The sequence below is a fragment of the Peterkaempfera bronchialis genome (genome assembly GCF_003258605.2).
Classification (GTDB): domain Bacteria; phylum Actinomycetota; class Actinomycetes; order Streptomycetales; family Streptomycetaceae; genus Peterkaempfera; species Peterkaempfera bronchialis.
On sequence record NZ_CP031264.1, the window covers coordinates 1,553,227 to 1,578,499 of the forward strand.

The following is a 25,273-nucleotide window of genomic DNA, read 5'->3' on the forward strand; positions in this document are numbered from 1 at the left end:
CCTGCCCGGCTCTCGGTCGAGGGCTCCCGATCGAGGCCGGGCAGGGGGCGGCGGTCTGGCGGGAGGTCAGTTGCGCCAGGTGTCGTTGAGGGTGACCTTGCCGCCGGTGGGGACGGTGGCGGTGCGGTTGGCGCCGGTCTCCCAGGTGACATTGCCGCCGGCGTCCTTGCGTATGTACTTGTACTCGAAGGAGGTGTTGGCGCTCATGGCGACGTCGAGCCTCCACACCGGGTAGCTCGCCGAGGAGAGCAGCAGGGCCTTGCCGGTGTCCCAGTTGCCGAGGGTGGCGGTGTTGCCGACCACATAGATGTTCTGGCCGAACACGGTGGTGGCGTTGACCGCGAAGGAGGCTCCGGTGGCGGAGGTGGGGTTGGCGGTGGGGGTCGTGGTGGAGCCGGGGGCGCCGGTGTACAGGGCGATGGCGTCGCCCGCGCCGACGGTGGCGGTGAACCGGCCGTCGGAGCCGATGGTGTAGGTGGTGCCGGTGCAGCCGCCGCCGCTGGTGGGGTCGCCGTGCTGGATGTCGCAGTAGGTCCCGGCGGGCAGCGAGGTCTGGAAGGTCTGGGTGATCGCGCCGTTCTCGTGGTTGATCGCGACATAGCCCTTGCTGCCGCGGCCGAAGGCGATGGCGTTGTTGCCGTTGGACCACCAGTTGGTCACCGAGGTGCCGGAGACCGCGTTGCGGAAGCCCACCATGTTGGCGATCTGCTGCCACTTGTGCTGGCACTTCCAGCCGTCGCTGTAGCAGGCGTTGACGGTGCCGCCGTTGGGCGGGCCGGCGTCGTTGTCGGAGAACTCGTAGCCGGAGTAGACGTTGGGCGAGCCATAGGGCCAGGCCAGCAGGAAGACATTGGCCAGGGTGTAGGTGTTGCCGTACTTGTAGGTGAGGGTGGAGCCGTTGCGCTCGGTGTCCCAGTTGTCGACGAAGGTGCGGGCCTTGTCGCTGGAGAGGTAGCCCCAGGAGGCGCCCCAGTTGGAGAGGGAGGAGAGCCGGTCGCCGGTGAAGATCCGTTTGAGGTCGGTGGCGGAGCGGAACTCGTCCACGTCGCCGTTGCCGGTGTACTCGCCGGGCTGGATGGCCTCGCCGGCGCCGTAGATGACCTCCTGGGCCCAGAAGATGCCCGGGTTGCTGAGCTTGGACTTGATGGCGGCCAGGTCGGAGGCGGCCATGTGCTTGGCCGCGTCGATCCGGAAGCCGTCGACGCCCAGCGAGATGAGGTTGTTGAGGTAGGCGGCGATGGTGCTGCGGACGTAGTCGCTGCCGGTGTCCAGGTCCGCGAGGCCGACCAGTTCGCAGTTCTGGACGTTGCTCCGGTCGCCGTAGTTGGTGATGTCGCTGCGGCAGCTGTGGAAGTCCTGGTTGGCGTAGTAGCCCGGGTAGTTGTACTTGGTGTACTGGCTGCCGCCGGTTCCGGTGCCGGAGCCGGCCGACATGTGGTTGATCACCGCGTCGGCGAGCACCTTGACGCCCGCCGCGTGGCAGGTGTTCACCATGTTCCGGAATGAGGTGGCGTCACCGAGCCGGCCGGCGATCCGGTAGCTGACCGGCTGGTAGGAGGTCCACCACTGCGGGCCCTGGATGTGCTCGGTCGCCGGGGAGACCTCCACATATCCATAGCCCTTGGGGCCGAGGGTGCCGGTGCACTCCTTGGCGACGGAGTCGTACTTCCACTCGAAGAGGGTGGCGGTGACGTCCTTGCTGCCGGGCGGGGTGGCGTTGGCCGTGGGGACGAGGGCGAGGCCGGTGCCGACCGAGAGGCTGAGCACGGCGGCTGCGGTGAGGGCTCCGGCGGCGCGCGACCGGCGTCTGGGCTGCGGCTCGGGGGTGGGGTGGTCCACGGTGTCTCCTGGGGGGCTGGAGGTGGGCGGAGAGAGCGATCCGCAATCCCCTTCAGCAAGTTGCTGCAAGTCCGGTGAAACTTGCTGGAAACTTGCCGTGCGCAGAACCTAGAGCTCTGACCGGACCCCGTCAAGACTCCCCGCAGAACTCCCCCACCGCATGGCGGAGGGCCCTCCCATGAGCTGCGGGAGGGCCCTCCACCGAATACTGACTGTCCGTCAGGACGTCAGTGCTGCACGAAGACCGCGACGCTCCTCGCCGGAACCGTGAAGGTACCGGTGGCACCGTCGAAGGCGGACGCCCTGACCACCCGGTCGCCGCCGCCCGCCTGCACGGGGTGCAGCGCCTGCCGGCTGCCCCGGAGCCGGCTCAGCGTCTGCCGCTGGGCCTGCGGGGTGGCGTTGAAGACCACCGTGATGCCCTTCTCGGCGCCGGGCAGGCCGGTGCCGTCCAGATGCATGGTGATCACGCCCGGGGTCTCCCCGGCGGTGCCGGAGAGCGGGAAGGTGAGCCGCCGCTGCACCTCGGCGGCGGTGTCCAGGGCGAAGAGCGGCGAGGACTGCCTGATCCGCAGGAACTGCCGGTACTGCTCGCTCGCGCCCTCGATGGCCTCGCAGCCGGGCCGCAGCGCCGGGTCGGCCAGCAGGGACCTGGCGGTGGGCCACATCGCCTGGTTGTCGGCGGCCATCGGCAGGCCCCGGCCGAAGCCGTTGCCGTCCCGGCAGTCCCAGTGGATGGCGTTGAACCAGTCGCCGGAGTCATAGGAGTTGGAGTCCAGCGACTTGGAGCGCAGCAGGTCGCTGCCGGCCTGGGCGAAGCCCGGGCCCTGGGCGAGGGCGGTGGTGGCCAGCGCCAGCGCCTGCATCCGGGCCCGGTCGGCGGCCGAGGTGGCGACCGGCAGCTTGTAGGCGAGGGCGTCGTAGAGGTCGGCGTTGTCATGGGCGTCGACGTACTCGATCGCCTCGCCGGGGTCGGCCGCATAGCCGGTCGGGGCGCCGTTGTAGTCGACCCCGGCGCCGGTGGTGCGCTTCCCGGCGGTGTCGGTGAAGGAGTATCCGGCCAGGTTGCCGGTGAGGCCGACCTTCACCTGGTCCATCTGGTGCAGCAGCCGGGCCCGCTGCTCGGCGGGGGTGCCGTTGGCGGCGCTGCCGTTGGGGTCGGTGTACAGGCCGGAGGCGAAGCCCTGCTGGGGGGCGGAGGAGAGTTCGTAGTTGCCGCCGCGAGCGGCGTCGCGGAGGCGGTCGTTGAAGGTGGCGATGCCGGTACCGGCCATATTGGCCTGGGTGGCCTGGACGAACCGGGCGTCGTCGGCGACCACGCCGAAGTTCCAGCCCTCGCCGTAGAGGAAGAGGGTGCGGCCGTCCACGCCGTCGCGGGCCGGGGTGAGCTTCGCCAGCGCGGACTTGACGTCCAGCATGGTCTGCCGGGGGTCCAGGCCCATCAGGTCGAAGCGGAAGCCGTCCACCTTGTACTGCCGGGCCCAGGTGACGACCGAGTCCACCACCAGCTTGTTCATCATGGCGTGCTCGGGCGCGGTGTCGGCGCAGCAGGAGTCGGTGGTCACCTGGCCGGAGGCGGAGAGCCGCTGGTAGTAGCCGGGGACGACCTTGTCCAGCACCGAGTGCTCGGCCTGGCCGGAGGCGGCGGTGTGGTTGTAGACGACGTCCAGCACGACCCGCAGCCCGGCCTGGTGCAGCGCCTGCACCATCCGCCGGAACTCCACGGTGCGGGCGGTGCCGTCGGTGCGGGTGGCGTAGGAGCCCTCGGGGACGGTGTAGTGGTACGGGTCGTAGCCCCAGTTGTAGGCGTCGTCGGCCTGGACGGCGGCCACGCACTCCTGCTGCCGCTCGCTGTCGGCGGCGAGCGCCTTGAGGTCGCAGGCGGGGAGCTTCTGCTGGGCGCGGTTCTCCCGGATGGTGGCGATGTCGAAGGTCGGCAGCAGGTGGACGGTGGTGACGCCGGCCTGGGCGAGCGCCTTGAGGTGCTTCATCCCGGCCGAGTCGGAGCGGGTGAAGGCCAGGTAGGTACCGCGTTCGGCGGCGGGGACGGTGGAGTCCTCCACGGAGAAGTCGCGGATGTGCAGCTCCTGGATCTGCTGCCGGGTGGGCTTGACCGCCTTGGGGGCCTTGGCGCTGTCCCAGCCGGCGGGCTTGAGGGCCCGGTCGGAGAGGTCGGCGACCAGGCTTCGCTCGGAGTCGGTGGAGAGGGCGACCGAGTAGGGGTCGGTGACCTGGTTGTCGACGACCCGCTGCACGGTGGGGGCCCAGACCCTGACCTGGTAGCGGTAGTACCTGCCCTGCCAGGAGGCGGGGCCGGTCGCCGACCAGATGCCGGTGGCGTCGTCCCGCCTGAGCGGCACGGTCTGCGGGGTGCCGCCCCGGGCGCGGTCGTAGAGGTCGACGGAGACGGACCGGGCGGTGGGCGCCCACAGGGAGAGCCGCACCCGGCCGTCGCGGACCACCGGGCCGAGCTCGGCCTTGGCGGCGGTGCGGGCGTAGAGGTCGTCCAGCACGCCGGGGGTCTGGACGCCGGTGGCGGCGAGCAGGGCTCCGGAGGCGCTGCGCTGGGTGGCGATCAGCTGGCCGCGCAGGGCGCGGGTGATGCGGGCGGTGTCGCGGGGGTCGACGGTGAAGGCGCGGTAGCCCTTGAGATGCGGGTAGGCGGCGAGCTGGGCGGCGGTGAGGCCGCCGGCCTTGGGCAGCAGCCGGATCCAGTAGCCGTCCTTGGTCAGGGCGCCGTCCTGGACGGCGAGGCCGCCGGCCGGGTCGTACACCAGCTGGGCGGAGGCTCCGGCCGGGAGGTCGGCCCCTCCGGCGGCGGTGGAGGGCCAGGCGACGGTGGACCGGTCGATCCACTGGGCCTTGGCGGCGGTGAGGTCCAGGTCGGCGCCGACGCTGCCGAGCTGCGGGAGGATGTAGCCCTCCTGGCCGCCGTTGATCCACACCTCGTGGCCGGTGCCGGACAGGTCCAGCGACTGGTCGGTGGGCAGGTCCTTGGCGTCGCCCCGGTGGACGATGTAGCTCAGCGAGGTGGCGCCGTCGGCCAGTGGCACCTCGAAGACCGCGCCGAAGGCGTCCTTGCGGACGGGCCGCAGCGGGCTGCCCCAGTCGGTGCCGGTGGCGGCGCCGGTCCAGACGTGCAGCCCCCAGCCGTCGTAGTCGCCGTCGGCGCGGTGGTAGTGGATGACCGCCTGGGAGGTGCCCGGGGCGGCGGGGTCGGGGTTGGCGGTGGCGAGGTCGCCGCTGCCCTGGCGGACCCAGACCTCGGCGCCCTTGGAGAGGTCGACGGTGCGGTCGCCGTCGTAGTCCTTGACGCCGTCCTTCTCGACGATGAAGCCGACCGACGAGGCGCCGGGCTTCAGCCTGACGTAGGCGAAGGCGCCATAGGCGTCGCGGCCGATGAACGGGTGGCCGTCGGGCCAGGTGGTGGACTCGCCGTCGGCGATGTCGCCCCAGGTGTAGAGGTTCCAGCCGTCGTAGTCGCCGTCCTGGCGCTGGTAGTGCACCACCGCGTAGCTGTAGGAGGCGGCGGTGCCGGGGGTCTCCGCCACGGGGGCGCCGGTGGTGAAGCCGCCGGTGGCGGAGCGCAGGTGCCCGGCGGAGTCCTGGACGACGGCCTTGTAGCGGACGGCGGTGCCGGGCGCCGCCGAGGAGAGGTCCTGGGTGACCTGGTAGCGGCCGTTGTCGGCGGTGCCCAGGGTCTGCCAGGCGCCGTTGCCGACCTGGGCGGCGAAGGTGACCCGGTCGAAGCCTCCGCCGGAGACGTCCGCGCCGATGGTGACGGTGCCGGTGGAGCCCTCGGCGGGGGCCCTCAGGGTGATGGCGGGGGCGGCGGCGGGCGCGGCGGCCCGGCCGGCGGCCCGGTAGACCACGGCGGCGCCGGCCGGGACGGTCACGGTGGCCCTGCGGTCGGCGCCGCTGACGATGGTGGCGCCGGCCGAGGGGTGGATCCGGCTGAAGCGCATCCCGGCGGAGAAGGTGTCCAGGGTGACGGTCCGGTCGGTGGCGGCGTTGTTGACCGCGACCAGGTACTCGACCTGCTGCCCGGCGTCGATCCGGGAGAAGGCGTAGACGCCCGGGCCGTCGTCGGCGTGGCGCTCGATCTGGGCGCCGTCGGCGAGGGCGGGGTTCTCCCTGCGGAGCTTGGCCAGGGCGGCGATGGAGCGGTAGAGCGGCCCGCTGGTGCCGTAGCGGTCCTTGGCGCCCGGGGTCCCGCCGATCACGGTGTCGTCGTTGTAGGAGGCCACCCTGGAGGCGAACATGTCCTGGCGGGCGTCCTTGTCGCCGCCGTCGCCGGTGAAGCCCTGCTCGTCGCCGTAGTAGACGACCGGCTGGCCCCGGGTGAGGAACTGGAGCTCCTGGCCGAGGGTGTCCTTCCTCAGCAGCTCCGCCGCCGAGGCGCCGGGGTTGTCGCTCTCCAGGAAGCCGCCGAACCGGCCCATGTCGTGGTTGCCGAGGAAGGTCGGCAGCTCATAGGCGTCGGTGGCGGCGGTGGTGTAGCGGTAGTCCTGTGCGTACAGCCGGGAGAGCGCCTGGGCGGAGCCGCCCTGGGAGACATAGCTGCGGGCGGCGCTCTGGAACGGGAAGTCCAGCGTGGCCTGGAGCTTGCCCCGGGTGACATACGGGGCGGTGGCGGCCGGGTCGGAGTCGTAGACCTCGCCGAACATGAAGAACTTCGCTTTGCCCAGGCGGCCCGCGTCCTCCTTGAGCGCGGTCGCCCACTGGGTCCAGAAGGCCATGTTGACGTGCTTGACGGTGTCGATCCGGAAGCCGTCGACACCGGCCTCCTGCACCCAGTTCCGGTAGATCTGCTCCATGCCCTCGACCACCCGGGGGTTCTGGGTGTCCAGGTCGTCCAGGCCGGAGAAGTCGCCCTCGGTGGCGGACTCTCCGGCGAAGGTGGAGTCGCCCCGGTTGTGGTAGAGCGTGACGTCATTGAGCCAGGACGGGGTCTTGGCCCTGGCGTCGGCGGCGTTGCGGTAGGTCGGGGTGTAGGCGAAGGAGTCCTTGGTCACCGTGGGCCACCGGGCGGTGCCATGGGCCGCGTTGGCGTCGGCGATCTCGGTCTCGTGCACCGGGGCGCCGTCGGCGTCCAGGGTGGGGTAGGCGCCGGTGGAGCGGTAGCCGTAGGTCTGCTCGCGGTAGTCGATGACATCGGCGGTGTGGTTGGTGATGACATCGAAGAAGACCTTGATCCCTCGGGCGTGGGCCTTCCGGATCAGCTCCTTGAGCTGGGCGTTGGTGCCGAAGTGCGGGTCGACCTGGGTGAAGTCGGTGATCCAGTAGCCGTGGTAGCCGGCCGAGGCGTCCTTGCCGGTGCCCTGGACCGGCCGGTTCTTGAAGATCGGCGCCATCCAGAGGGCGGTGGTGCCCAGGTCCTGGATGTAGTCCAGCCTGTCGATCAGGCCCTTGAGGTCGCCCCCGTGGTAGAAGCCCTTGTCGGCGGGGTCCAGGCCGGTGTCCAGCCGCCCACCGGTGATGCCCCCCTGGTCATTGGCGGTGCTGCCATTGGCGAACCGGTCCGGCAGGACGAAGTAGAACTGCTCCCGGCTGAGGTCGTGCCGGGCGGCGGTGGCCGCCAGCGCGGCGTCCGACGGCGGGGCCGGTGGGGCGGCCGGCCCCGGGCGGCCCGGGCGGCGGGTATCGCGCCCAGGGTGGAGGCGAGCAGCGAGACCGCCAGCAGCACCGCTGCGCGACCGGCTCTCCTCGGGGTGGTGGATCTGGGCTGCGCGGGCGGTGCGGCCACGGATGGACTCCCTACTCCCTCTACGGCGGATCGAGTGGCAGGACCGTAGTGGCCTGCAATCCGTTTCAGCAAGATGACGCAAGAACGGCGCCGAGGTCTTGACTCCCCCGGCCCGCAAGGGCAGGGTCGGGGTGCGCACTCCGCAATCGCACCGCTGCCGACCGGCCGGGCTCCCCGACCCCGCTGTGGCCCGGCGGTCCGGCGGCAGGCGGAGCAGGCGCATCGCGCACCCCCGGTGAGGGTCGGGGGCCGCGCGGAGAGGATGGCCGCCCGTCGGGGGTTCCGACGTCCGACGGGCGAGGCCCCCCGGATCGGGCCGCGTCTGCGGCCACCCCCTACCTGTGGCAGCGGCGCTCCCTAGGCCCAGAGGGGTACATGCGGTGAAGAATCCCCGACCAAGGGATGATCGGGGGCTACGGGGCGGTCTGGCAGACTACTCCCCCATGGGGGAACCGACCGATATCCACGCAGCCGGCGCAGAGTGCGCCCGAGTGGTGCGACCCGCCGGTTCCGTCGCTGGTCAGCACAGCAGCGACGGGACGCGCCGCACCGCCATGACACGCACCCTGCGGGAGCGGGTAGGCCACTGGCGGCGGTTCCCCGGCAGACCCCGGCTCTGGTTCGAACTGCTGCTGATCGCGGTCAGCTACTGGGTGTACTCACTGATCCGCAACGCGGTCCCCGAGCAGGAGCGGTCGGCCCAGCAGCACGCCCGGCAGATCTGGGGCCTGGAGCAGCACCTCGGCATCGCCGTGGAGAAGAGCGTCAACCACGCGGTGAACTCGGTCACCTGGCTGATCACCGGCATGAACTACTACTACGCCACCCTGCACTTCATCATCACCATCGGCGTGCTGGTCTGGGTCTTCCGGTGCCATCCGGGCCGGTACGCGGCCGTCCGCACCGGGCTCTTCGTGACCACCGGCATCGCCCTGGTCGGGTACTACTTCTATCCGCTGGCGCCGCCCCGGCTGATGACCGGCGAGAGCTTTGTGGACACCGTGGCGGTGCACCACACCTGGGGGTCGATGGCCTCCGGCGACATGGCGCATGTCTCCAACCAGTACGCGGCGATGCCGTCGATGCACATCGGCTGGTCGCTCTGGTGCGGGCTGACCATCGCCTTCCTCACCCGGCACCGCTGGGCGCGGGTGCTGGGCCTGCTCTATCCGCTGGCCACGCTGACGGTGATCGTCGCCACCGCCAACCACTTCCTGATGGACGCGGTCGGCGGCGTCGGCTGCCTGACCGTGGGCCTCACGGCCTCCCGGCTGGTCTACCACCGCTGGGCGTTCCACCTGCCGCAGCTGCCGCACCAGCACCTCCCGGCCGGAGCCGCCGGGCAGGGCGGGCCGACGCTGCCCCGGCCGGCCACCGAGGAGCCGGAGCAGCCCAAGGTGGCCGCCTCCAGCCGCTGACCCGCGCGGCCCCCGGTCAGCCGTAGAAGATCCGCTCCACGGCGGCCCGCGCCCGCCGCGTCGTACGGCGGTAGTCGTCGACCATCGCCCCCGCGTGCCCGCCCCCGTAGCCGAGGTAGCGGGCCACCCCGCCGAGCTCCCGCACATCCACCGGGAAGCTGTCCCCGGGCCGCCCCCGCACCAGCATCACCGCGTTGCGGACCCGGGTGGCCAGCACCCAGGCGGCGTCCAGCACCTCGGCGTCCTCCTGCTCGATCAGCTCCGCCTCGCGGGCCACCGCCAGCGCGGCCCGGGTACGGGTGGTGCGCAGCTCCGGCACCAGGTGGCCGTGCTGGAGCTGGAGCAGCTGCACCGTCCACTCCACGTCGGCGAGACCGCCCCGGCCGATCTTGAAGTGGGTGGTGGGGTCGGCGCCGCGCGGCAGCCGCTCGGACTCCACCCGGGCCTTGATCCGGCGGATCTCCCGCAGATCGGCGTCGTCCACCCCGTCCGCCGGATAGCGCAGCGGGTCGATCAGCTCCCGGAACCGCTCCCCCAGCTCGGCGTCGCCGGCGACCGGCTCCGCGCGCAGCAGGGCCTGGCTCTCCCAGGCGTGCGACCAGCGGCGGTAGTACGCGGCGTACGAGGCCAGGGTCCGTACCAGCGGTCCCTGCCGCCCCTCGGGCCGCAGGTCGGCGTCGACCAGCAGCGGCGGTTCGGTGGAGGGGGCGGCGAGCAGGGTGCGCAGCTCATTGCAGACGGTCCGGGCGGCGCGGGCGGCGGTGGCCTCGTCGGCGCCCGGCAGCGGATCGTGGACGAAGAGCACATCGGCGTCGGAGCCGTAGCCCAGCTCATGCCCGCCGAAGCGGCCCATCGCGATGACCGCGATCCGGGTCGGCAGCTCCTCCTCGGCGGTCCCCTGCCAGCCGTCGACGGCGGCCCGCAGGGCGCCCTCCAGGGTGGCGGCGTTGAGGTCGGTGAGGGCCTCGCCTGCGGCGTCCACTGCCGTGGACGGGTCGTCGCCGAGTCGGCCGAGCAGGTCGGCGGCGGCGGTGCGGAAGAGTTCCCGGCGGCGCACCGAGCGGGCTGCCACCACGCCGTCGGAGGCGCTGCCGGCCCGGCCGACGGCGGCCAGTACCTCCTGCTGGAGCCCGGCCCGGCCGCGCGGCACCAGCCCGTCCGGGTCGCCCAGCATGGCGACCGCCTCGGGGGCGCGCAGCAGCAGGTCGGGGGCGAGCCGACCGGCCGAGAGCACCCGGGCCAGATACTCGGCGGTGGCCCCCTCGTCGCGGAGCAGCCGCAGGTACCAGGGGGTGGCGCCGAGCGCGTCGGAGACCCGGCGGAAGTTGAGCAGCCCGGCGTCGGGATCGGCGGAGTCGGCGAACCAGCCGAGCAGCACCGGCAGCAGGGTGCGCTGGATCGCCGCCTTGCGGCTCACCCCGGAGGCCAGCGCGGAGAGGTGGCGCAGCGCGGCGGCGGGGTCGGCGTAGCCCAGCGCCTCCAGCCGGGCGCGGGCGGCCTGCGGGGAGAGCCCGGCCTCGCCGGGGGCGAGGCGGGCGACGGCGTCCAGCAGCGGCCGGTAGAAGAGCTTCTCGTGGAGGCGGCGGACCTCCATGGCGTGCCGCTTCCAGACCCGGTCCAGCTCCTTCACCGGGTCGGTACGGAAGCCCAGCGACCGGCCGAGGCGCCGCAGGTCGGCCTCGTCGCGCGGGAGCAGATGGGTGCGGCGCAGCCGGTACAGCTGGATGCGGTGCTCCAGGGTGCGCAGAAAGCGGTACGCGGCGTCGAGGGAGGCGGCGTCGGTACGGCCCACATAGCCGCCGGCGGAGAGCTCGGCGAGCGCCTGGAGGGTGTTGGGGCTGTGCAGCGTGGAGTCGGTGCGGCCGTGCACCAGTTGCAGCAGCTGCACGGAGAACTCCACGTCGCGCAGGCCGCCGGGGCCGAGCTTCAGCTCCCGGTCGACCTCGGCGCTGGGGATGGAGTCCACCACGCGGCGGCGCATCTGCTGCACATCGGCGACGAAGTTCTCCCGGTCGGCGGCCTTCCAGACCAGCGGGGTGACGGCGTCCAGGTACTCCCGGCCGAGGTCGGCGTCGCCGGCCACCGGGCGGGCCTTGAGCAGCGCCTGGAACTCCCAGGTCTTGGCCCACCGCTGGTAGTAGGCGAGATGGCTGGCCAGGGTGCGGACCAGCGGGCCGTTGCGGCCCTCGGGGCGGAGGTTGGCGTCGACCGGCCAGATGGTGCCCTCACCGGTGGTGTCGGAGCAGAGCCGCATCATCCGGGAGGCCAGCCGGGTGGCGGCCCGGAGGGCCTGCTGCTCCTCCGCGTCACCGGCCGGTTCGGCGACGAAGATCACATCCACGTCGGAGATGTAGTTGAGCTCCCGGCCGCCGCACTTGCCCATCCCGATCACGGCGAGTCGGCAGGCGCGGGCGGCCTCCGGGTCCTCCTCGCCGGCGATCTCCAGGGCGGCGCGGAGGGTGGCGCCGGCCAGGTCGGCGAGTTCGGCGGCGGTCTGCGCCAGGTCGGTGCTGCCGGTGACGTCGCGGGCGGCGATGGCCAGTACGCAGCGGCGGTAGCCGAGCCGCAGGGCGTCGGCCGCGTCGGCGGTGCCCCGGCGGCGTACACCGTCCCGCAGGGCGGCCAGGAAGTCCTCCGGGCCCGGGTGCATGTCGCGGACCTCGAAGGTCACCAGGGCGTGCCAGTCGCCGGGGTGGCGGGCCAGGTGGTCGCCCAGGGCGGCGGAGGTGCCCAGGACGCCGAGCAGCCGGTCGCGCAGCGGCTTGGCGGTGGTGAGGGTGTCCAGCAGGCGGCGGCGCTCGTCGGCGCCCAGCGCCTCGGCCATCCGGGAGAGGCCCAGCAGCGCCAGGTCGGGGTCGGCGGTGGCGGCCAGTGCGTCCAGCAGCACGCTGTCCTGCTCCAGGCCGCCCAGCGCGGGCTCGCCGAGCAGCCGCAGCGCCGTCCCGGGGTCGGTGAACCCCCGGCGGGCAAGCCGCACCTCGGGACGGCTGGTGCGGCCCTCACGCGGCACTGCCGACATCTCCACGGCGATCACCCCTCCGTCCACCACGGCTACCGGCTCCGAGCCTAGAGCCCCGGCCCCGCGCTGGCAGGACCGGCTCGGCAACGGACTGCTGCCGTTCGCCGACTCGTCACCGCCCGACCCGGCGGCGGAGCGAGGACGGAGAAGGGAGCCGGGAGCGGCGGCGGGGACCGGGTGGTGCTGGACGGACGGACGCCCACTCCTCGCAACCGGCGGGGCGGGTCAGCGGGTGAGGGCGGCGAAGGGGACCGGGGCGGTGGTGGGCTGGGGTTCGGGGTGGGCCGGGTGGGTCCAGAGGCCCGCGTCGGCCAGCAGGGGCAGCACGCCCTCGCCGAACCAGTAGGCCTCCTCGACGTGGGGGTGCCCGGAGAGGATGAACTCGTCGATGCCGAGCCGGTGGTACTCGGTGATCCGTTCCGCGACCTCGGCATGGCTGCCCACCAGCGCGGTCCCGGCGCCGCCCCGGACCAGCCCGATCCCCGCCCAGAGGTTCGGTGCGACCTCCAGCCCGTCCCGGCCGCCGCCGTGCAGGGCGAGCATGCGCCGCTGCCCCTCGGACTCGCTGCGCGCCAGCCCCGCCTGGACGGCCTGGACGGTCTCCGGGGCGAAGCCGTCCAGCAGCCGCCGGGCCTCGGCCCATGCCTGGTCGGCGGTGTCCCGGGTGATGACGTGCAGCCGGATGCCGAAGCGGACGGTGCGGCCCGCCCGCCCCGCCAGGCGGCGGATCCAGGCGATCTTCTCGGCGACCTGCGCCGGCGGTTCGCCCCAGGTGAGGTAGACGTCGCTGTGGCGGGCCGCGACATCCCCGGCGGCGGGCGAGGAGCCGCCGAAGTAGACCTCCGGGACGGGGTCGGGCAGCCGGCCGAGCCGGGCCTGCTCGACCCGCAGGTGGTCTCCGGTGAAGTCGACCGTGCCGCCCTGCCACAGGGCTCGGACGATCTCCAGGAACTCGCCGGTCCTGGCGTAGCGGGCGTCCTTGTCCAGGAAGTCGCCGTATGCCCGCTGCTCATGGCTCTCGCCGCCGGTGACCACGTTCAGCAGCAGCCTGCCGCCGCTGTGCCGCTGGAAGGTGGTGGCCATCTGGGCGGCGAGGGTGGGGGCGACCAGGCCGGGGCGGAAGGCGACCAGGAACTTCAGCCGCTCGGTCTCCCGGGCGAGCATGGCGGTGGTGAGCCAGGCGTCCTCGCACCAGGCGCCGGTGGGGGTGAGGGCGCCGGTGAAGCCCAACTCCTCGGCGGCGCGGGCGACCTGGGTGAGGTAGCCGAGGGTGGCGGGGCGTTGGCCGCCCGCAGCCGCTGCGGGCAGGCCGTGCCCGCCTCCGACCACATGGCGGCTGTCGCCGTAGGTGGGCAGGAACCAGTGGAAGGTCAGGGCCACGGGGGTCTCCGGGGGTGGGGATGCGGGCGGGCGTACGGGCGGCGGTCAGAGCAGGCCGTGGCGGGGCGGCCGGGTGCCGTTGAGCAGGTAGCGGCCGATGTGCTGGACCTTCCAGCGGGCCGGGTCGTGCAGGGTGTGGGTGCGGGCGTCGCGCCAGTGGCGGTGGAGGCCGAGGCTGTCCAGGGCGGCGCGGGTACCGGCCAGTTCGAAGAGGGCGCTGCCGGTGTCGACCGCCGTGGTGGCGGCATGGGCCTTGGCGGCGGCCACGGCGATGGACGCCTCGGCGGCGGTGTCGTCGGTGAGGTCGGCCGTGGCGGTGTCCACCGCGCGGGCGGCCGCGGTCAGCAGTGCCTCGGTGGCGCGCAGTTGGATGCCCAGTTCGCCGAAGCGCTGGATCAGCAGCGGGTCCTCGGCGGCGGTCGCCACGCCGCTCTCGAACCAGGGGCGGCTCCTGGTACGGACGAACTCGGCGGCCTCGGCCAGGGCTGCGGCGGCGATGCCGGTGTCGATGGCGGTGTGCAGCAGTTGGGCGACGGCGCCATGCAGTTGGGGCCCCTGGAAGGTCAGGTGGTGGGGGACGACGCGGTCGGCCGGGATGCGGACCCCCTCCAGTCGGACGGTGCCGCTGGCGGTGGTGCGCTGGCCCATGCCGTCCCAGTCGTCGGCGACGGTCAGCCCGGGGGCGTCGCGCGGCACATAGGCGACCTGGAGGGTGCCGTCCTCGGCCCGGGCGAGGACGGGGATCCAGTGCGCGAAGAGGGCGCCGGTGCAGTAGTGCTTGACGCCGGTGAGCAGGTGGGAGCCGTCCGCCGCCGGGGTGAGCCGGGTGCGGATGTCCTGGATGTGCCGGGTACCGGCCTCGGACTGGGCGTTGCCGAGCCGGCGCCCGGCCAGCACCTCGCGGTGGAAGAACTCCTGCTGCGCGGGGGTGCCCTGGCGGCGCAGCACCCCCACATAGACGAAGTGGCTCTGCGGGATCTGGGCGAGGCTGGGGTCGGCGGTGGCCAGCAGGCGGAAGACCTCGGCCAGGGTCTCGGCCCTGACGTCGGCTCCGCCGTGGGCGGCGGGCACGGTGATGCCGAGCAGACCGGAGGCGGAGAGGCGCTCGACCTCGGCGTACGGGAGCCTGCGGTCCCGGTCGCGCTCTGCGGCTCCGGCGCGGAACTCGTCGGCCAGCCGCGCGGCCACGGCCAGCGCTTCGGCGTCGTCGGCGATCACCCGTGCGGGGTCGGCTGCGGTCGCGGTGCGGACGGGGGCGGGGGCGGTCACGGGGTTCTCCTGCGTCGTGGGGGCGGCGGTCAGCCGGCGGCGGCGAGGGCCGGGGCCGGGACCGGCCGGAGGGCGGCGGAGAACTGGTCGACCAGCCGGCCCAGGATGGCCTCGGTGCCGGGCTCGACGGCGGTGGTGCCGTCCTCCCGTACGGTGATGTGCCGGTCCAGGACGAACCAGCCCGGGACGATGTGCAGCGCCCCCATGGAGGAGAGCACCGGCCGCAGCGCGTAGTCGACGGCCAGGGCGTGCGCGGTGGAGCCTCCGGTGGCCAGCGGCAGCACGGTCTTGTCCGCCAGCGCGTACTGCGGCAGCAGGTCGAGCAGCGACTTCAGCAGGCCGGAGTAGGCGGCCTTGTAGACGGGGGTGCCGATGACCACGCCGTCGGCCTGGTGGAAGAGTGCGGCGGCGCGGACCACCTCGGGGTGGCTCGTGTCCGCGCCGAGCAGGGCTTCGGCGGGCAGCGTGCGGGCGTCGAGGGGTATCACGTGGTGGCCCTGGGCGGTGAGCCGCGCATCGAGGTGGCGGAGCAGCCGGGCGGTGCGGGAGGTGGCGGAGGGGCTTCCGGAGACGGACAGGACGGTGGCCATGGGGATTCTCGCCTTCGCGGCAGGAGGAGCGGCAGGGGGTGACAGCAGTGACATCAGTGACAGCAGTGACAGGGGTGACAGGAGTGACATCAGGGGCAGAAGGGCGCCGGGTGCACCGCCCGGGACGGCGGGCGCACCCGGCGCGGGCGGTCAGGAGTACCAGGTGGGCTCGGGGATCTCGTCGGTGAGGACGAACCGGCCGACCTCGCGGCGCTTGTAGGCGACCGGGTCGTGCAGGGTGTGGGTGCGGACATTGCGCCAGAAGCGGTCCAGGCCCTCGGCGGCGGCGGTGGCGCGGGCGCCGGTGACCTCGAAGATGCGGTGGGTGACCTCCAGGGCGACATCGGTGGCCCGCGCCTTCACGGCGGCGACCCGGACCTCGAACTCGCCCCGGCTGCGGGCGGTCACGGCGTCCGGGTCGTCATGGAGCCGCTGCCCCTCCTCGGCGATCCGGTCGGCCAGCGCCTCGGCGGCCCAGAGCTTGGCGGTGAGGTCGCCGTAGGCGTCGATGACATAGGGCTCGTCGACGGCCTGCTCATAGCCGCCGTGCAGCCAGGAGCGGGACTTGGTGCGGGTGTAGGTGGCGGCGGTCTCCAGCGCTCCGGCGGCGATGCCCAGGTAGAAGTTGGCGAAGACCAGCTGGATGGTGGGCACGTTCAGGGTGTTGTAGACGCGCGGCTGGAACTGCTTGTCGACATAGCCGGCGGCCGAGGCCCAGGGGACGCGGACGCCGTCGATGGTGACGCTGCCGCTCTCGGTGAGGCGCTGGCCGATGTTGTCCCAGTCGTCGTGGAAGGTCAGACCCTGGCTGTCGGACGGGACGATGGCGAAGACATGCTGGTCGGTGCCGTCCAGGACGCCTTCCAGCACGGTGACGTCGGAGACCCGGCTGCCGGTGGAGAAGGTCTTGCGGCCGGTGAAGACCAGGGTGTCGCCCTCGTCCCGGACCACGACATCGCGGTCGCGCGGGTTGACGGCCCCGCCGAAGAACCACTGCCGGCGGGCGGCCTCGGCCTCCACCTGCTCCCACTGCTCGCGGGTGCCGACCAGCCGGGCGGCCCAGTTCCAGAGGTAGTGGTAGCCCAGCAGTTGGGCGATGGAGCCGTCCGCCTTGGCCACCTCACGTACGACGCGGTAGGCGGTGGGCCAGTCCTGTCCACCGCCGCCGTGCTGGACCGGGCCCAGCAGGGTGACCAGGCCGGAGTCCTTCAGCAGCCGGACCTCGGCGTGCGGGGTGGCACCGGCCCGGTCGCGGGCGGCGGCGTCGGTGGCCAGGACGGCGGCGACCTCGGCGGCGCGGTCGATCCAGCCCTGGGTACCGGTCGGGGCCGGGCGGGTCTGCCAGTCGGCCGGGGTGGCGGTGGTGCTCATGGGGGCTCTCCTCTTCGGGGGTGCGGCTGAGGGCGTGGCGTGCGGCTGCGGGCGTGGCGTGCGGCTGCGGGCGTACGGGTCAGGCCAGGGCTGCGGCGGCCGGGTCCGGCTCGGCGGGGGTCTGCGCCTCCAGCTCGCGTACCAGCGGCAGCACCCTCCGGCCGAAGTACTCGACCTCCTCCAGGTAGTGCAGGAAGCCGAGCAGGAAGAGGTCCACGCCGAGCCGCTTGTAGGCGACGATCCGCTCCGCGATCTGCTCCGGGGTGCCGATCAGGCCTGTGCGGAAGCCGTCGTTGTACTGGACCAGGTCCTCGAAGGAGGAGTCCTGCCACATGCCCCTGCCGTCGGCGGTGGACTGCCCGGCCTGCCGGACGGCGGCGCCGAAGCCGTGCACCGCCTCGGTGTCGGCCTTGGCGACGATCTCCCGCAGCACCTCGCGGGCCTCGGCCTCGGTGTCCCGGGCGATCAGGAAGCCATTGAGGCCGAAGCGCGGTGCGGGGCGTCCGGCCAGCTTGGCGGCGGCGGCGATGTCGCCGAGCTGCTCGGTGACGCCGTCGAAGTCGCGGCCGTTGCTGAAGTACCAGTCGGAGACCCGTCCGGCCATCGCGCGGGCGGCGGTGGAGTTGCCGCCCTGGAAGATCTCCGGGTGCGGGCGGCCGGGGCTGCCGAGCGGCTTGGGCTTGAGGGAGAAGTCGCGGATGCGGTAGAAGTCACCGGCCAGTTCCGCGTGGTCCTCGGTCCAGATGGCGCGCAGCGCCCGGATGAACTCCTCCGAGCGGCGGTAGCGCTCGTCGTGCTCCAGCCAGGGCTCGCCCAGCGCGGTGAACTCGCCCTTGAACCAGCCGCTGACGACATTCACGGCGAACCGGCCGCCGGAGAGGTGGTCGGCGGTGGCGCCCAGCTTGGCCAGCACGCCGGGGTGCCAGAGTCCCGGGTGGACGGCGGCGATGACCTTCAGCCGCTCGGTGGCCAGCAGCAGCGCCAGGCTGAAGCTGGTGGACTCGTGCTGGTACTCGGCGCCGTAGCTGGCCATGTAGCGGACCTGGCTCAGCGCGTAGTCGAATCCGCTGTTCTCCGCCAGCACGGCCAGCTCGCGGTTGTAGTCGTAGCCCCAGTCGGTGCGCTGCTCGATCCTGCTGGTGACCAGGCCACCGCTGACATTGGGCACCCAGTAGGCGAAACGCACGGGTTCGGAGGACGGCGGGACGGACATCGGGGACTCCCGGTACAGGAAAGTGGGCATGGCGGAACAGCACCCGGAGATTCATCGGGAAAGCCCGGAAAAAGGGCCGGGTGAATCAGGGGAGGAAGAAAGGGAAGGAGCGCACCGGCGGCGTGGGCCTGGTCCCGGTCACGGGGTGGCGGCGGCGTGGTGGCAGGGCCGGAACTCAGGCTCCGCAGCAGCAACAGAAGGCGCTGGAGACACGCGCGAGGTCGACATGGCGTCGCCGCGTGAGGTCCTGTCGCATCTTCATGGGAAGGATTGAACCAAGCCGGCCCCCTGTCCGTCAAGAAAATCGGGGACGCGAAAAGCCGCCGCAATCCTTTGGCCAGGGAATACGCGGCGATTCGGTATCCACGATTCCCTGATAGGGTTTCCCTTCAGGACCGGGCCGGGGAGGGGCGGACACCGCTGTGCGGATCGAGCAGCTGGAGTACATCACCGCGGTCACCCGGCTGGGCTCGCTGCGCCGCGCCGCCGAGGAACTGCACATCTCGCAGCCCGCCCTCAGCGAGACGGTGCGCAATCTGGAGCGCGAACTCGGCGTCGACCTGCTCGACCGCAGGCGCTCCGGAGCCAGGATCAGCGACGAGGGCAGCGAGCTGCTGCCGCATATCGTCGGCGTGCTGGACGCGGTCGACCGGCTCCGCCGTGCCGCCCACGACCAGCATCTGACCAGCCGCATGGTGCGTCTCGGCACGGTCAACGCCGCCACCGTCCCGCTGCTGGTGCCCACCGTGCGCGCCTTCCGCGAGGCCCACCCGGGCACCCAGGTGGAGGTGGTCGGGGCGCAGCAGGCCGAGATCCACCGCGCGCTGCTGGAAGGCAGCCTCGACCTGGGGCTGGTGAACTATCTGCGGGGCGACGACCTGCCCCCGGACTTCCAGGCCACCGAGCTGCTGCGCGGGCGGCCGGTGGTCTGCATGCGGCCCGACAGCCCGCTGGCCGCGCTCCCGGCGGTCCGGGTGGCCGATCTGCTCCGGGAACCGCTGATCGTGATGCGGGCCGGGTATGTGATGCACCGTTATGTGCACCGCCTGCTGGCGGACCGCACCCCCGCCTTCTCCTACTCCACCGACGGTGCGGAGATGGGCAAGCTCATGGTCGCCGAAGGGCTCGGCGCCACGGTGCTGCCCGACTTCAGCGTCACCGGGGACCCGCTGGAGCGGCTGGGGGCGATCACCCACCGGCCGCTCGCGGACGACGACACCGACGTCCTGCTGGTCCTCCAGCGCCGCCGGTCGGGCACCGTGCCGCGGGCGGCCCGCAGTCTGCACGAGAGCTTCGTACGGTGCGCCGAGCAGTACCGCCGCAGCCCGGCCGGCGGTCAGCCGCCGGCGTCCCCGAGTTCCCCGAGTTCCCCGAGTTCTGCGGGGACGGCGGCGCCGAGGGCGTCAAGGAGCTGAGCGACCAGCCGGTCGAGGTGGTGGCCGACCTCGGTGATGGCGGGGTCGCCGTAACTGGCGAAGAAGGTGCTGGGCTGGTCGACCGCGAACCGGGTCTGCCCCCGGCTGTCCTCGTAGATGACCGTGCGCAGCGGTGCGTGGAGCATGACCGCCGGGTCGTGGCGGAACATGCGCTCGGCGATGACGTGGTTGCCCATCAGGTACTCGGCGCACTTCCAGCCGGACGGCGAGGCGGCCATCATGGCGGTGACATCGGCCTTCCAGTAGATCATGAAGCCATGCGGGGCATTGCTCCCGGCCAGCTCCAGTACGGCGTCCCAACTGGTCAGTCGGCCGAAGCGGGCGGTGTCGACGACGGGCACCAGCTCTTCGTAGCGGCGCACGGCCTGGTCGTAGGGGTGCGGCAGGGCCACGTCGAGTCGGCGGACCTGGTGGACGACGGGTCGGGTCTCTGTCGAGGTCACGGCGGTGCGCCTTCCGGTCGGGGGTGATGTGGGGGGGTTTCGATGGCGGCCTCAGGCTGGGCGGTCCGCGTCCGGCAGCGATCCCGGGGCGAGGCTGTCGGCCAGCGACTCCAGCACCGGGAGCGCGGCGGCGAGCCGGGCCAGGTCGTCGGCGGGCAGGGCGGTGACCGGGGCGGTCAGCCGGTCCAGGCTCTCCCGGCAGACGGCGTCCAGGACGGCCGTACCGCCGGGGGTGAGGACCAGCAGCGAGGCCCGCTGGTCGACCGGGTCGGCCCGGCGGGCCACCAGATCGGCGTCGACCAGGATGTCGAGCAGCCTGGAAACGCTGGGCGCGCTGGTACCCAGCCGACGGGCCAGATCGCCGACCCGCAGCGGGCCGTGGGCGGCCAGGGCGACCAGGGCGGCGAGCCGGGTGGGGGTCAGGCCGTGCTCCGCCGCCGGGATGCGCAGCCCGTACGCCAGGCGCAGCGCCGCGCCCCGCAGCCGGGTCACGACCGCATCGGGGCTGCCGGGCGGTGCTGCCTGGTGGGCAGGTGCCTGCTGCTGCTCGGTCATGGCGCCTCGCTGTCCAGTGAGAGATACAGGGCCGGTCGGGCGCCGTCCACCGCAGTGCTGTCGGGCAGCGGGCGGTCGGGCAGCGGCCCGGGCGCGGTCGTCCAGCGGTTGCCGCCGGGCAGACCCGGCAGCCGGAAGGTGCCGTCGCTCCCGGTGGTGGTCCGCCCGGCGACGCTCCCGTCCGGGCCGAGGGCCAGCACCTCCGCGCCGGGCAGCGGGGCATCACCGCCCGGCCCTCGGACCACGCCGATCAGTCGCCCGTCCGTCCGCAGGGCGAGACCGGCGGACGGCGGACGGCCGTTGCCGCTGACGGTGACCCCCAGCGCGGCGGGGCGGCAGCCGGGCGCGGTGGCGATCACCGTGTAGGAGGTCGCGGCCGGAGCGGCCGGGGCGGCGACGGGCTGGTCCCGGTGCACATACTTGCCGCCGCGCAGCCAGGAGGCCACGGCGGCGACCACACAGGCCGCGATGGCAAAGGCGAACGCGGTGTCCAGGCCCTGTCCGAACGGTCCGGAGACCAGGGCGGGGAAGAAGCCCCGGCCGGTCAGGTAGGCCGCGTGCCCGGCCGGCAGATGGGCGAGCACCGTGGGTCCGAGCAGCGCCCGGATCGGGTTGTAGCCCAGCAGCGAGGCGAAGAGCACCGAGACCGGCGGCAGGTGCGCCAGCCGGGCGGCGTCGGCTGCGGGCACGCCCTGGGTGGCCAGGCCGGTCGAGAGCGCGTGCGGCAGCGAGGCGGACAGGCCGAGGATCATCAGGCTGAAGAAGACGCCGATCGAGAGCACCATGGCCGAGTTCTGGAAGGTGGTGCTCATGCCGCCGCCGACGCCGCGCTGGTTGGCGGGCAGGCTGTTCATGATCCCGGCGCGGTTCGGGGAGGCGAAGAGTCCCATGCCGATGCCGTTGAGCAGCAGGATCGCGGCGAAGACCCAGTAGGTGAAGTCCACCGGCAGCAGGGCCAGCAGCACAAAGCTGCCGGCGGCCACCAGCATGCCCCCGGTGGCGAACGGCCGCGCCCCGAAGTGGTCGGAGAGCCAGCCCGAGACCGGTCCCGCGATCAGGAACCCGGCCGTCAGCGGCAGCATGTAGATGCCCGCCCAGAGCGGGGTGGAGGCGAAGTCATAGCCGTGCTGCGGCAGCCAGATGCCCTGCAACCAGATGATCAGTATGAACATCAGTCCGCCCCGGCCCATCCCGGAGAGCAGGCTGGCCACATTCCCGGCGGTGAACGCACGGATGCGGAAGAGGCTCATCCGGAACATCGGGTCGGCGACCCGGGTCTCCACGATGCCGAACAGCACCAGCACCGCCGCGCCGCCGATCAGGGCGGCCAGCACCAGGGGGTTGGTCCAGCCCATGGTGTGCCCGTGGTAGGGCTGGATGCCGTAGGTGATCCCGGCCAGCACCGCGATCAGCCCCACGGCGAAGGTCACATTGCCCCACCAGTCCAGCCGGGCGGGCTGCCGGATGCCGGTGTCATGCAGCTTCCGGTACGCCCAGAAGGTGCCGAACAGCCCGAACGGCACCGACACCAGGAACACCAGATGCCACTCCACCGGAGCGAGCAGCCCGCCGAGCACCAGCCCGATGAACGACCCGGCGATCCCCGCGACCTGGTTGAGGCCCAGTGCCAGGCCGCGCTGGTCGACCGGGAAGGCATCGGTGATGATCGCGTTGGAGTTCGCCATCAGCATCGCGCCGCCGACCCCCTGGGCCACCCGCATCAGGATCAGCCAGAGCGCACCGGCCGTGCCATGCATCCAGGTCACCGCCAGCAGCACCGAGAAGACGCTGAAGACGGCGAAGCCCGCGTTGTACATGCGGACCCGGCCGTACATGTCCCCGAGTCTGCCGAAGCTGACCACCAGCACCGCCGTGACCACCAGATAGCCCATGATCAACCAGAGCAGCAGGCTGGTGTTGCCCGGCTGGAGCGGGTTGATCCGCAGGCCCCGGAAGATGTCCGGCAGCGCGATCAGCAGGATCGACCCGTTGATGGTGGCCATCAGCATGCCCAGCGTGGTGTTGGACAGGACGATCCACTTGTAGTGCGGGCGGGCGGTGTCGGCGGCGGCCCTGGCCTGCCGCCGCTCCGTACGGGACAGGGGAGGCGCCGCAGCCATGGGCACCACTTCCTCGCACGAGGAGGGCTGGATAGTTGCCTATCTCAAACTAACCACAATGCGCACATATGGTCCACTTCCCCTCGGGCCGGGCCGACCGCTCAGGACTCGTCCTGGTCCTCGTCCTCGCCCTCGTCCTGGTCCTCGCCCTCGATGAGGCTGATCACCGCATTGGGACAGAGCGCGGCGGCGAGCCGGGCCTGGTCGTGGAGTTCGGCCGGCGGGTGGTCGTCGAGCAGCACGACGGTGCCGTCGTCCTCCGACTGGTCGAAGAGTTCGGGGGCGTTGAGCGCGCACTGACCGGCGCCTCGGCAGCGGTCGTGGTCCACTCTGATCCTCATGGCACGGTCACCGCTACCAGGTGACGGGGAGCCGGTGCACCCCGTAGATGAACATGTCGTCGCGCATCGGCACCCGGCCGGGCGGCACCGCGAGGTCGAGCGCGGGGAAGCGCCGGAGCAGGGCCGGGTAGGCGATCTTCATCTCCACCCGGGCGAGCTGCTGGCCCAGGCACTGGTGGATCCCGTGCCCGAAGGCGACATGCTGCGCCGGGGGCCGGGCGAGGTCCAGCTCATCGGGGTCCGGGAAGTGCTCCGGGTCCCGGTTGGCGGAGGCGAGCGAGGCGACCACGGTCTCCCCCGCCCGGATCAGCCGACCGCCCACCTCCACGTCCTCGCGGGCCACCCGGACGGTGCCGAACTGCACGATGGTGAGGTAGCGCAGCAGCTCCTCGACCGCACGGTCCACCAGCTCGGGGTCCTCCCGCAGGGCGCGAAGCTGCTCGGGGTGGCAGAGCAGCGCATAGGTGCCCAGCGCGAGCATGTTGGCGGTCGTCTCATGCCCGGCGACCAGCAGCAGGCGCCCCAGCCCGGCCAGCTCCGCGTCACCGAGCGGGGCGTCCGGGTCGCCGTCCCGGATCAGCGTGCCCAGCAGCGTGTCGTCGGGGTGGTCCCGCTTGGCGGCGACCAGGCCGAGCATGTACGCCCACAGCTCGTCGCGCGCCGCCCGCACGGTCTGCTCGTCGGCGTCCAGCCGGAGCAGGGTCGCGGTGCACCGCTGGAAGGTCGCCCTGTCCTCGTACGGCACGCCGAGCAGTTCGCAGATCACCAGCGAGGGGATCGGGCGCGCGAAGTCCGCCACCAGGTCCGTCGGGGGACCGCCGCGCTCCATCGCGTCCAGGTGGTCCGCGACGATCTGCTCGATGCGCGGGGCCAGCTCGCGCATCCGGCGCACCGTGAAGTGGCGGGTGAGCAGGTGCCGGTAGCGGGTGTGCTGCGGCGGGTCCATGCCGATCAGCGATCCGGCCAGGTCCGGCGACTCGCTCCGGAGCAGCGGGAACCGCCGCACCGGCGACGAGGCCCGCAGCCGGTCCGAGCTGAACCGGTCGTCCGCCAGCACCGCGCGGACGTCCTCGTGCCGGGTGAGCAGCCAGCCGGTCTTCCCGTCGGGGAAGGCCAGCCTGCTGACCGGCTCCTCCTCACGCAGTGCCCCGAGTTCCCCGGGCGGGTCGAAGGGGCAGCCACGGTGCGTCGGCAGCGGGGCCGGAGCCGGGGGCTGGGACGACGGCGTACGGGGAGGCAGCGTCACGGACATCGGGGTCTCCCTCCAGGACGGCCCAGCCGACCGGGTCCCGCCGACGCCGCGTCGGCGGCCATCCGGTCGGCCGGTGCCACCAGAGCCTCTGCCCCCGAGGATAGACCTGGCCGTATATGTCCGGCATTACGGCGATATGACCGGACGATCAGCGCAGAATGGCCACCACGAGCCGGACGATGCCCGCCTTGACCAGCCGCCCCACCGCTCCGGTGAAGACCATCGGCCGCATCGAGTCGTCGCCGTGGACCAGCTGCACCAGGCCGTCCCGCCGCCCGAGGCTCAGGCACTGCACCTGGTACCGGAAGGTGAACGGCGCGGACGTCCGGCCGCTGAGCACCCTGCCCAGGTAGCGGCCCATCGGCTGGGCGGTCGCACAGCCCATCCGCAGCGTGCCGACGCGCGGCAGGGTGACGGCGGCGGCGTCGCCGATCACATAGACGTCCGGGTGCGAGACCGAGCGCAGATACGCGTCCACCACCGCCCGGCCGTCCGGGGCCACCGTCAGCCCGGCCTCGGCGGCCAGTGCATGCGGCTCCATCGAGGCGGCCCAGGCGACCACGTCGGCCTCCACCGTGCCCTGCGCGGTGTGCAGCCCGTCCGGGCCGACGGCGGTGACCCGGGTGTGCTCGTACAGCCGGACGCCGAGCCGTTCCAGCACCCGCAGCACCTGGGCCCGTCCGGCGGCCGAGAACCAGCCGCCGACCTCGTCGGCCGTGACCAGCCGGACCTGCCACTCCGGGTATGCCTCGGCAAGCTCGGCGGCGAGTTCGATACCGGTCGCGCCGCCGCCGACCACGGCCAGCGTGCCCGGCCGGGGCGCCTCGCTCAGCCGCTGCCGCAGCTCGGCGGCGCGCTCGGCCGGGTAGGCGTGCTCGGCGGCGCCGGGGATCCCGTGCCAGGCGGTGCGGCTGCCCAGGGCGTAGACCAGGGTGTCGTACCCGATGGCCTGGCCGGAGTCGGTCATCAGCTTGCGGCCCAGCAGGTCCAGTTCGGTCACCCGGGCCCGGAGGTGCGTGACCCGGCGGCCGCGCAGCAGCTGGTCGACGGCGGGCCGGTGCTCGGGGTGGCCGGCAGCGGTCTCATGCTGGCGGACCCGGTGCAGGAAGCGGGTCTCCGGAGCGATCAGGGTCACCCGGTCGCGGCGGCCCGCGCGGGTGGCGGCGGTCAGGCCCGCGTAGCCCGCGCCGATGACCACGATGTGGCGATCGGTCACTGTGTCCTCCTCCGATGCGATGTCTCATGCATGCGTTCGGGAAGGGGACGGAGCAGCCGGTCGGG

17 protein-coding genes are annotated in these 25,273 nt (G+C 72.8%); 2 read left to right on the forward strand and 15 right to left on the reverse strand.

The features are described 5' to 3' along the window. Window positions 1–66: 66 nt before the first annotated feature. Both C7M71_RS06810 and pulA read right to left on the reverse strand, forming a co-directional pair. Window positions 67–1,767 carry a carbohydrate-binding module family 20 domain-containing protein gene (locus C7M71_RS06810; RefSeq protein WP_229759070.1) on the reverse strand — a complete coding sequence of 567 codons (1,701 nt, stop codon included), beginning with the start codon at window positions 1,765–1,767 and terminating at the stop codon, window positions 67–69. A gap of 299 nt (window positions 1,768–2,066) precedes the next feature. Continuing rightward, window positions 2,067–7,724, reverse strand: a complete 5,658-nt coding sequence (gene pulA, locus C7M71_RS06815) for a pullulanase-type alpha-1,6-glucosidase (RefSeq protein WP_229758586.1) — start codon at window positions 7,722–7,724, stop codon at window positions 2,067–2,069. A 415-nt stretch (window positions 7,725–8,139) separates the two neighbouring features. Here pulA and C7M71_RS06820 point away from each other — a divergent pair, with 415 nt between their 5' ends. Then, window positions 8,140–9,003: a phosphatase PAP2 family protein gene (locus C7M71_RS06820; RefSeq protein WP_229758587.1), complete on the forward strand. Its 864-nt coding sequence runs from the start codon at window positions 8,140–8,142 to the stop codon at window positions 9,001–9,003. A 16-nt stretch (window positions 9,004–9,019) separates the two neighbouring features. On the opposite strand, the gene C7M71_RS06825 is transcribed toward C7M71_RS06820, so the two are convergent. The 7 genes from C7M71_RS06825 to C7M71_RS33145 all read right to left on the reverse strand — a co-directional run bounded on the left by C7M71_RS06825 (window position 9,020) and on the right by C7M71_RS33145 (window position 18,107). Next, window positions 9,020–12,022, reverse strand: a complete 3,003-nt coding sequence (locus C7M71_RS06825) for a bifunctional [glutamine synthetase] adenylyltransferase/[glutamine synthetase]-adenylyl-L-tyrosine phosphorylase (RefSeq protein ID WP_111489202.1) — start codon at window positions 12,020–12,022, stop codon at window positions 9,020–9,022. A 225-nt stretch (window positions 12,023–12,247) separates the two neighbouring features. Next, window positions 12,248–13,402, reverse strand: coding sequence for an LLM class flavin-dependent oxidoreductase (locus tag C7M71_RS06830; RefSeq protein WP_111489182.1), 1,155 nt, complete (start codon window positions 13,400–13,402; stop codon window positions 12,248–12,250). A 45-nt stretch (window positions 13,403–13,447) separates the two neighbouring features. Continuing rightward, on the reverse strand, window positions 13,448–14,671 hold the full coding sequence (locus C7M71_RS06835) for an SfnB family sulfur acquisition oxidoreductase (RefSeq protein WP_111489181.1): 1,224 nt from the start codon (window positions 14,669–14,671) through the stop codon (window positions 13,448–13,450). Between the two features lie 29 nt (window positions 14,672–14,700). Next, complete coding sequence (gene ssuE, locus C7M71_RS06840) at window positions 14,701–15,261, reverse strand: NADPH-dependent FMN reductase (protein WP_111489180.1); 561 nt, start codon at window positions 15,259–15,261, stop codon at window positions 14,701–14,703. 150 nt (window positions 15,262–15,411) lie between these two features. Continuing rightward, the gene (locus C7M71_RS06845; RefSeq protein ID WP_111489179.1) at window positions 15,412–16,632 is read right to left on the reverse strand and encodes an acyl-CoA dehydrogenase family protein; all 1,221 of its coding nucleotides are present in this window, start codon (window positions 16,630–16,632) and stop codon (window positions 15,412–15,414) included. A gap of 79 nt (window positions 16,633–16,711) precedes the next feature. Continuing rightward, complete coding sequence (gene sfnG, locus C7M71_RS06850; RefSeq protein WP_111489178.1) at window positions 16,712–17,845, reverse strand: dimethylsulfone monooxygenase SfnG; 1,134 nt, start codon at window positions 17,843–17,845, stop codon at window positions 16,712–16,714. 175 nt (window positions 17,846–18,020) lie between these two features. Beyond that, window positions 18,021–18,107 (reverse strand): putative leader peptide, encoded by an 87-nt coding sequence (locus tag C7M71_RS33145; protein WP_407675974.1) that lies wholly within the window; start codon window positions 18,105–18,107, stop codon window positions 18,021–18,023. Window positions 18,108–18,267: 160 nt separating this feature from the next. Between C7M71_RS33145 and C7M71_RS06855 the strand changes: the two genes are divergently transcribed. After that, window positions 18,268–19,260 (forward strand): LysR family transcriptional regulator, encoded by a 993-nt coding sequence (locus tag C7M71_RS06855; protein WP_111489177.1) that lies wholly within the window; start codon window positions 18,268–18,270, stop codon window positions 19,258–19,260. Here C7M71_RS06855 and C7M71_RS30990 read toward each other — a convergent pair. From C7M71_RS30990 to C7M71_RS06885, 6 genes are all read right to left on the reverse strand, one after another. Beyond that, on the reverse strand, window positions 19,182–19,724 hold the full coding sequence (locus C7M71_RS30990) for a DUF302 domain-containing protein (protein ID WP_175607645.1): 543 nt from the start codon (window positions 19,722–19,724) through the stop codon (window positions 19,182–19,184). The genes C7M71_RS06855 and C7M71_RS30990 overlap by 79 nt on opposite strands. 51 nt (window positions 19,725–19,775) lie before the next feature. Beyond that, a complete protein-coding gene (locus C7M71_RS06865) occupies window positions 19,776–20,279 on the reverse strand; it encodes a MarR family winged helix-turn-helix transcriptional regulator (protein WP_111489176.1) in 504 nt (167 codons plus the stop codon). After that, on the reverse strand, window positions 20,276–22,288 hold the full coding sequence (locus C7M71_RS06870; RefSeq protein WP_456107177.1) for an MFS transporter: 2,013 nt from the start codon (window positions 22,286–22,288) through the stop codon (window positions 20,276–20,278). The genes C7M71_RS06865 and C7M71_RS06870 overlap by 4 nt, the downstream gene beginning before the upstream one ends. 212 nt (window positions 22,289–22,500) lie before the next feature. Beyond that, the gene (locus C7M71_RS06875) at window positions 22,501–22,740 is read right to left on the reverse strand and encodes a ferredoxin (protein ID WP_111489174.1); all 240 of its coding nucleotides are present in this window, start codon (window positions 22,738–22,740) and stop codon (window positions 22,501–22,503) included. A 13-nt stretch (window positions 22,741–22,753) separates the two neighbouring features. After that, on the reverse strand, window positions 22,754–23,992 hold the full coding sequence (locus tag C7M71_RS06880) for a cytochrome P450 (RefSeq protein WP_111489173.1): 1,239 nt from the start codon (window positions 23,990–23,992) through the stop codon (window positions 22,754–22,756). Window positions 23,993–24,140: 148 nt separating this feature from the next. Then, window positions 24,141–25,208, reverse strand: coding sequence for an NAD(P)/FAD-dependent oxidoreductase (locus tag C7M71_RS06885; RefSeq protein WP_229758588.1), 1,068 nt, complete (start codon window positions 25,206–25,208; stop codon window positions 24,141–24,143). Window positions 25,209–25,273 lie beyond the last annotated feature (65 nt).

Bases quoted from the DNA above. Each gene is read 5' to 3' on its own strand.
- C7M71_RS06820 (WP_229758587.1), top strand. From the start codon at position 8,140: ATGACACGCACCCTGCGGGAGCGGGTAGGCCACTGGCGGCGGTTCCCC.
- C7M71_RS06825 (WP_111489202.1), bottom strand. From the start codon at position 12,022: ATGTCGGCAGTGCCGCGTGAGGGCCGCACCAGCCGTCCCGAGGTGCGG.
- ssuE (WP_111489180.1), bottom strand. From the start codon at position 15,261: ATGGCCACCGTCCTGTCCGTCTCCGGAAGCCCCTCCGCCACCTCCCGC.
- C7M71_RS06845 (WP_111489179.1), bottom strand. From the start codon at position 16,632: ATGAGCACCACCGCCACCCCGGCCGACTGGCAGACCCGCCCGGCCCCG.
- sfnG (WP_111489178.1), bottom strand. From the start codon at position 17,845: ATGTCCGTCCCGCCGTCCTCCGAACCCGTGCGTTTCGCCTACTGGGTG.
- C7M71_RS33145 (WP_407675974.1), bottom strand. From the start codon at position 18,107: ATGAAGATGCGACAGGACCTCACGCGGCGACGCCATGTCGACCTCGCG.
- C7M71_RS06865 (WP_111489176.1), bottom strand. From the start codon at position 20,279: ATGACCGAGCAGCAGCAGGCACCTGCCCACCAGGCAGCACCGCCCGGC.
- C7M71_RS06870 (WP_456107177.1), bottom strand. From the start codon at position 22,288: ATGCTGATGGCCACCATCAACGGGTCGATCCTGCTGATCGCGCTGCCG.
- C7M71_RS06875 (WP_111489174.1), bottom strand. From the start codon at position 22,740: ATGAGGATCAGAGTGGACCACGACCGCTGCCGAGGCGCCGGTCAGTGC.
- C7M71_RS06880 (WP_111489173.1), bottom strand. From the start codon at position 23,992: ATGTCCGTGACGCTGCCTCCCCGTACGCCGTCGTCCCAGCCCCCGGCT.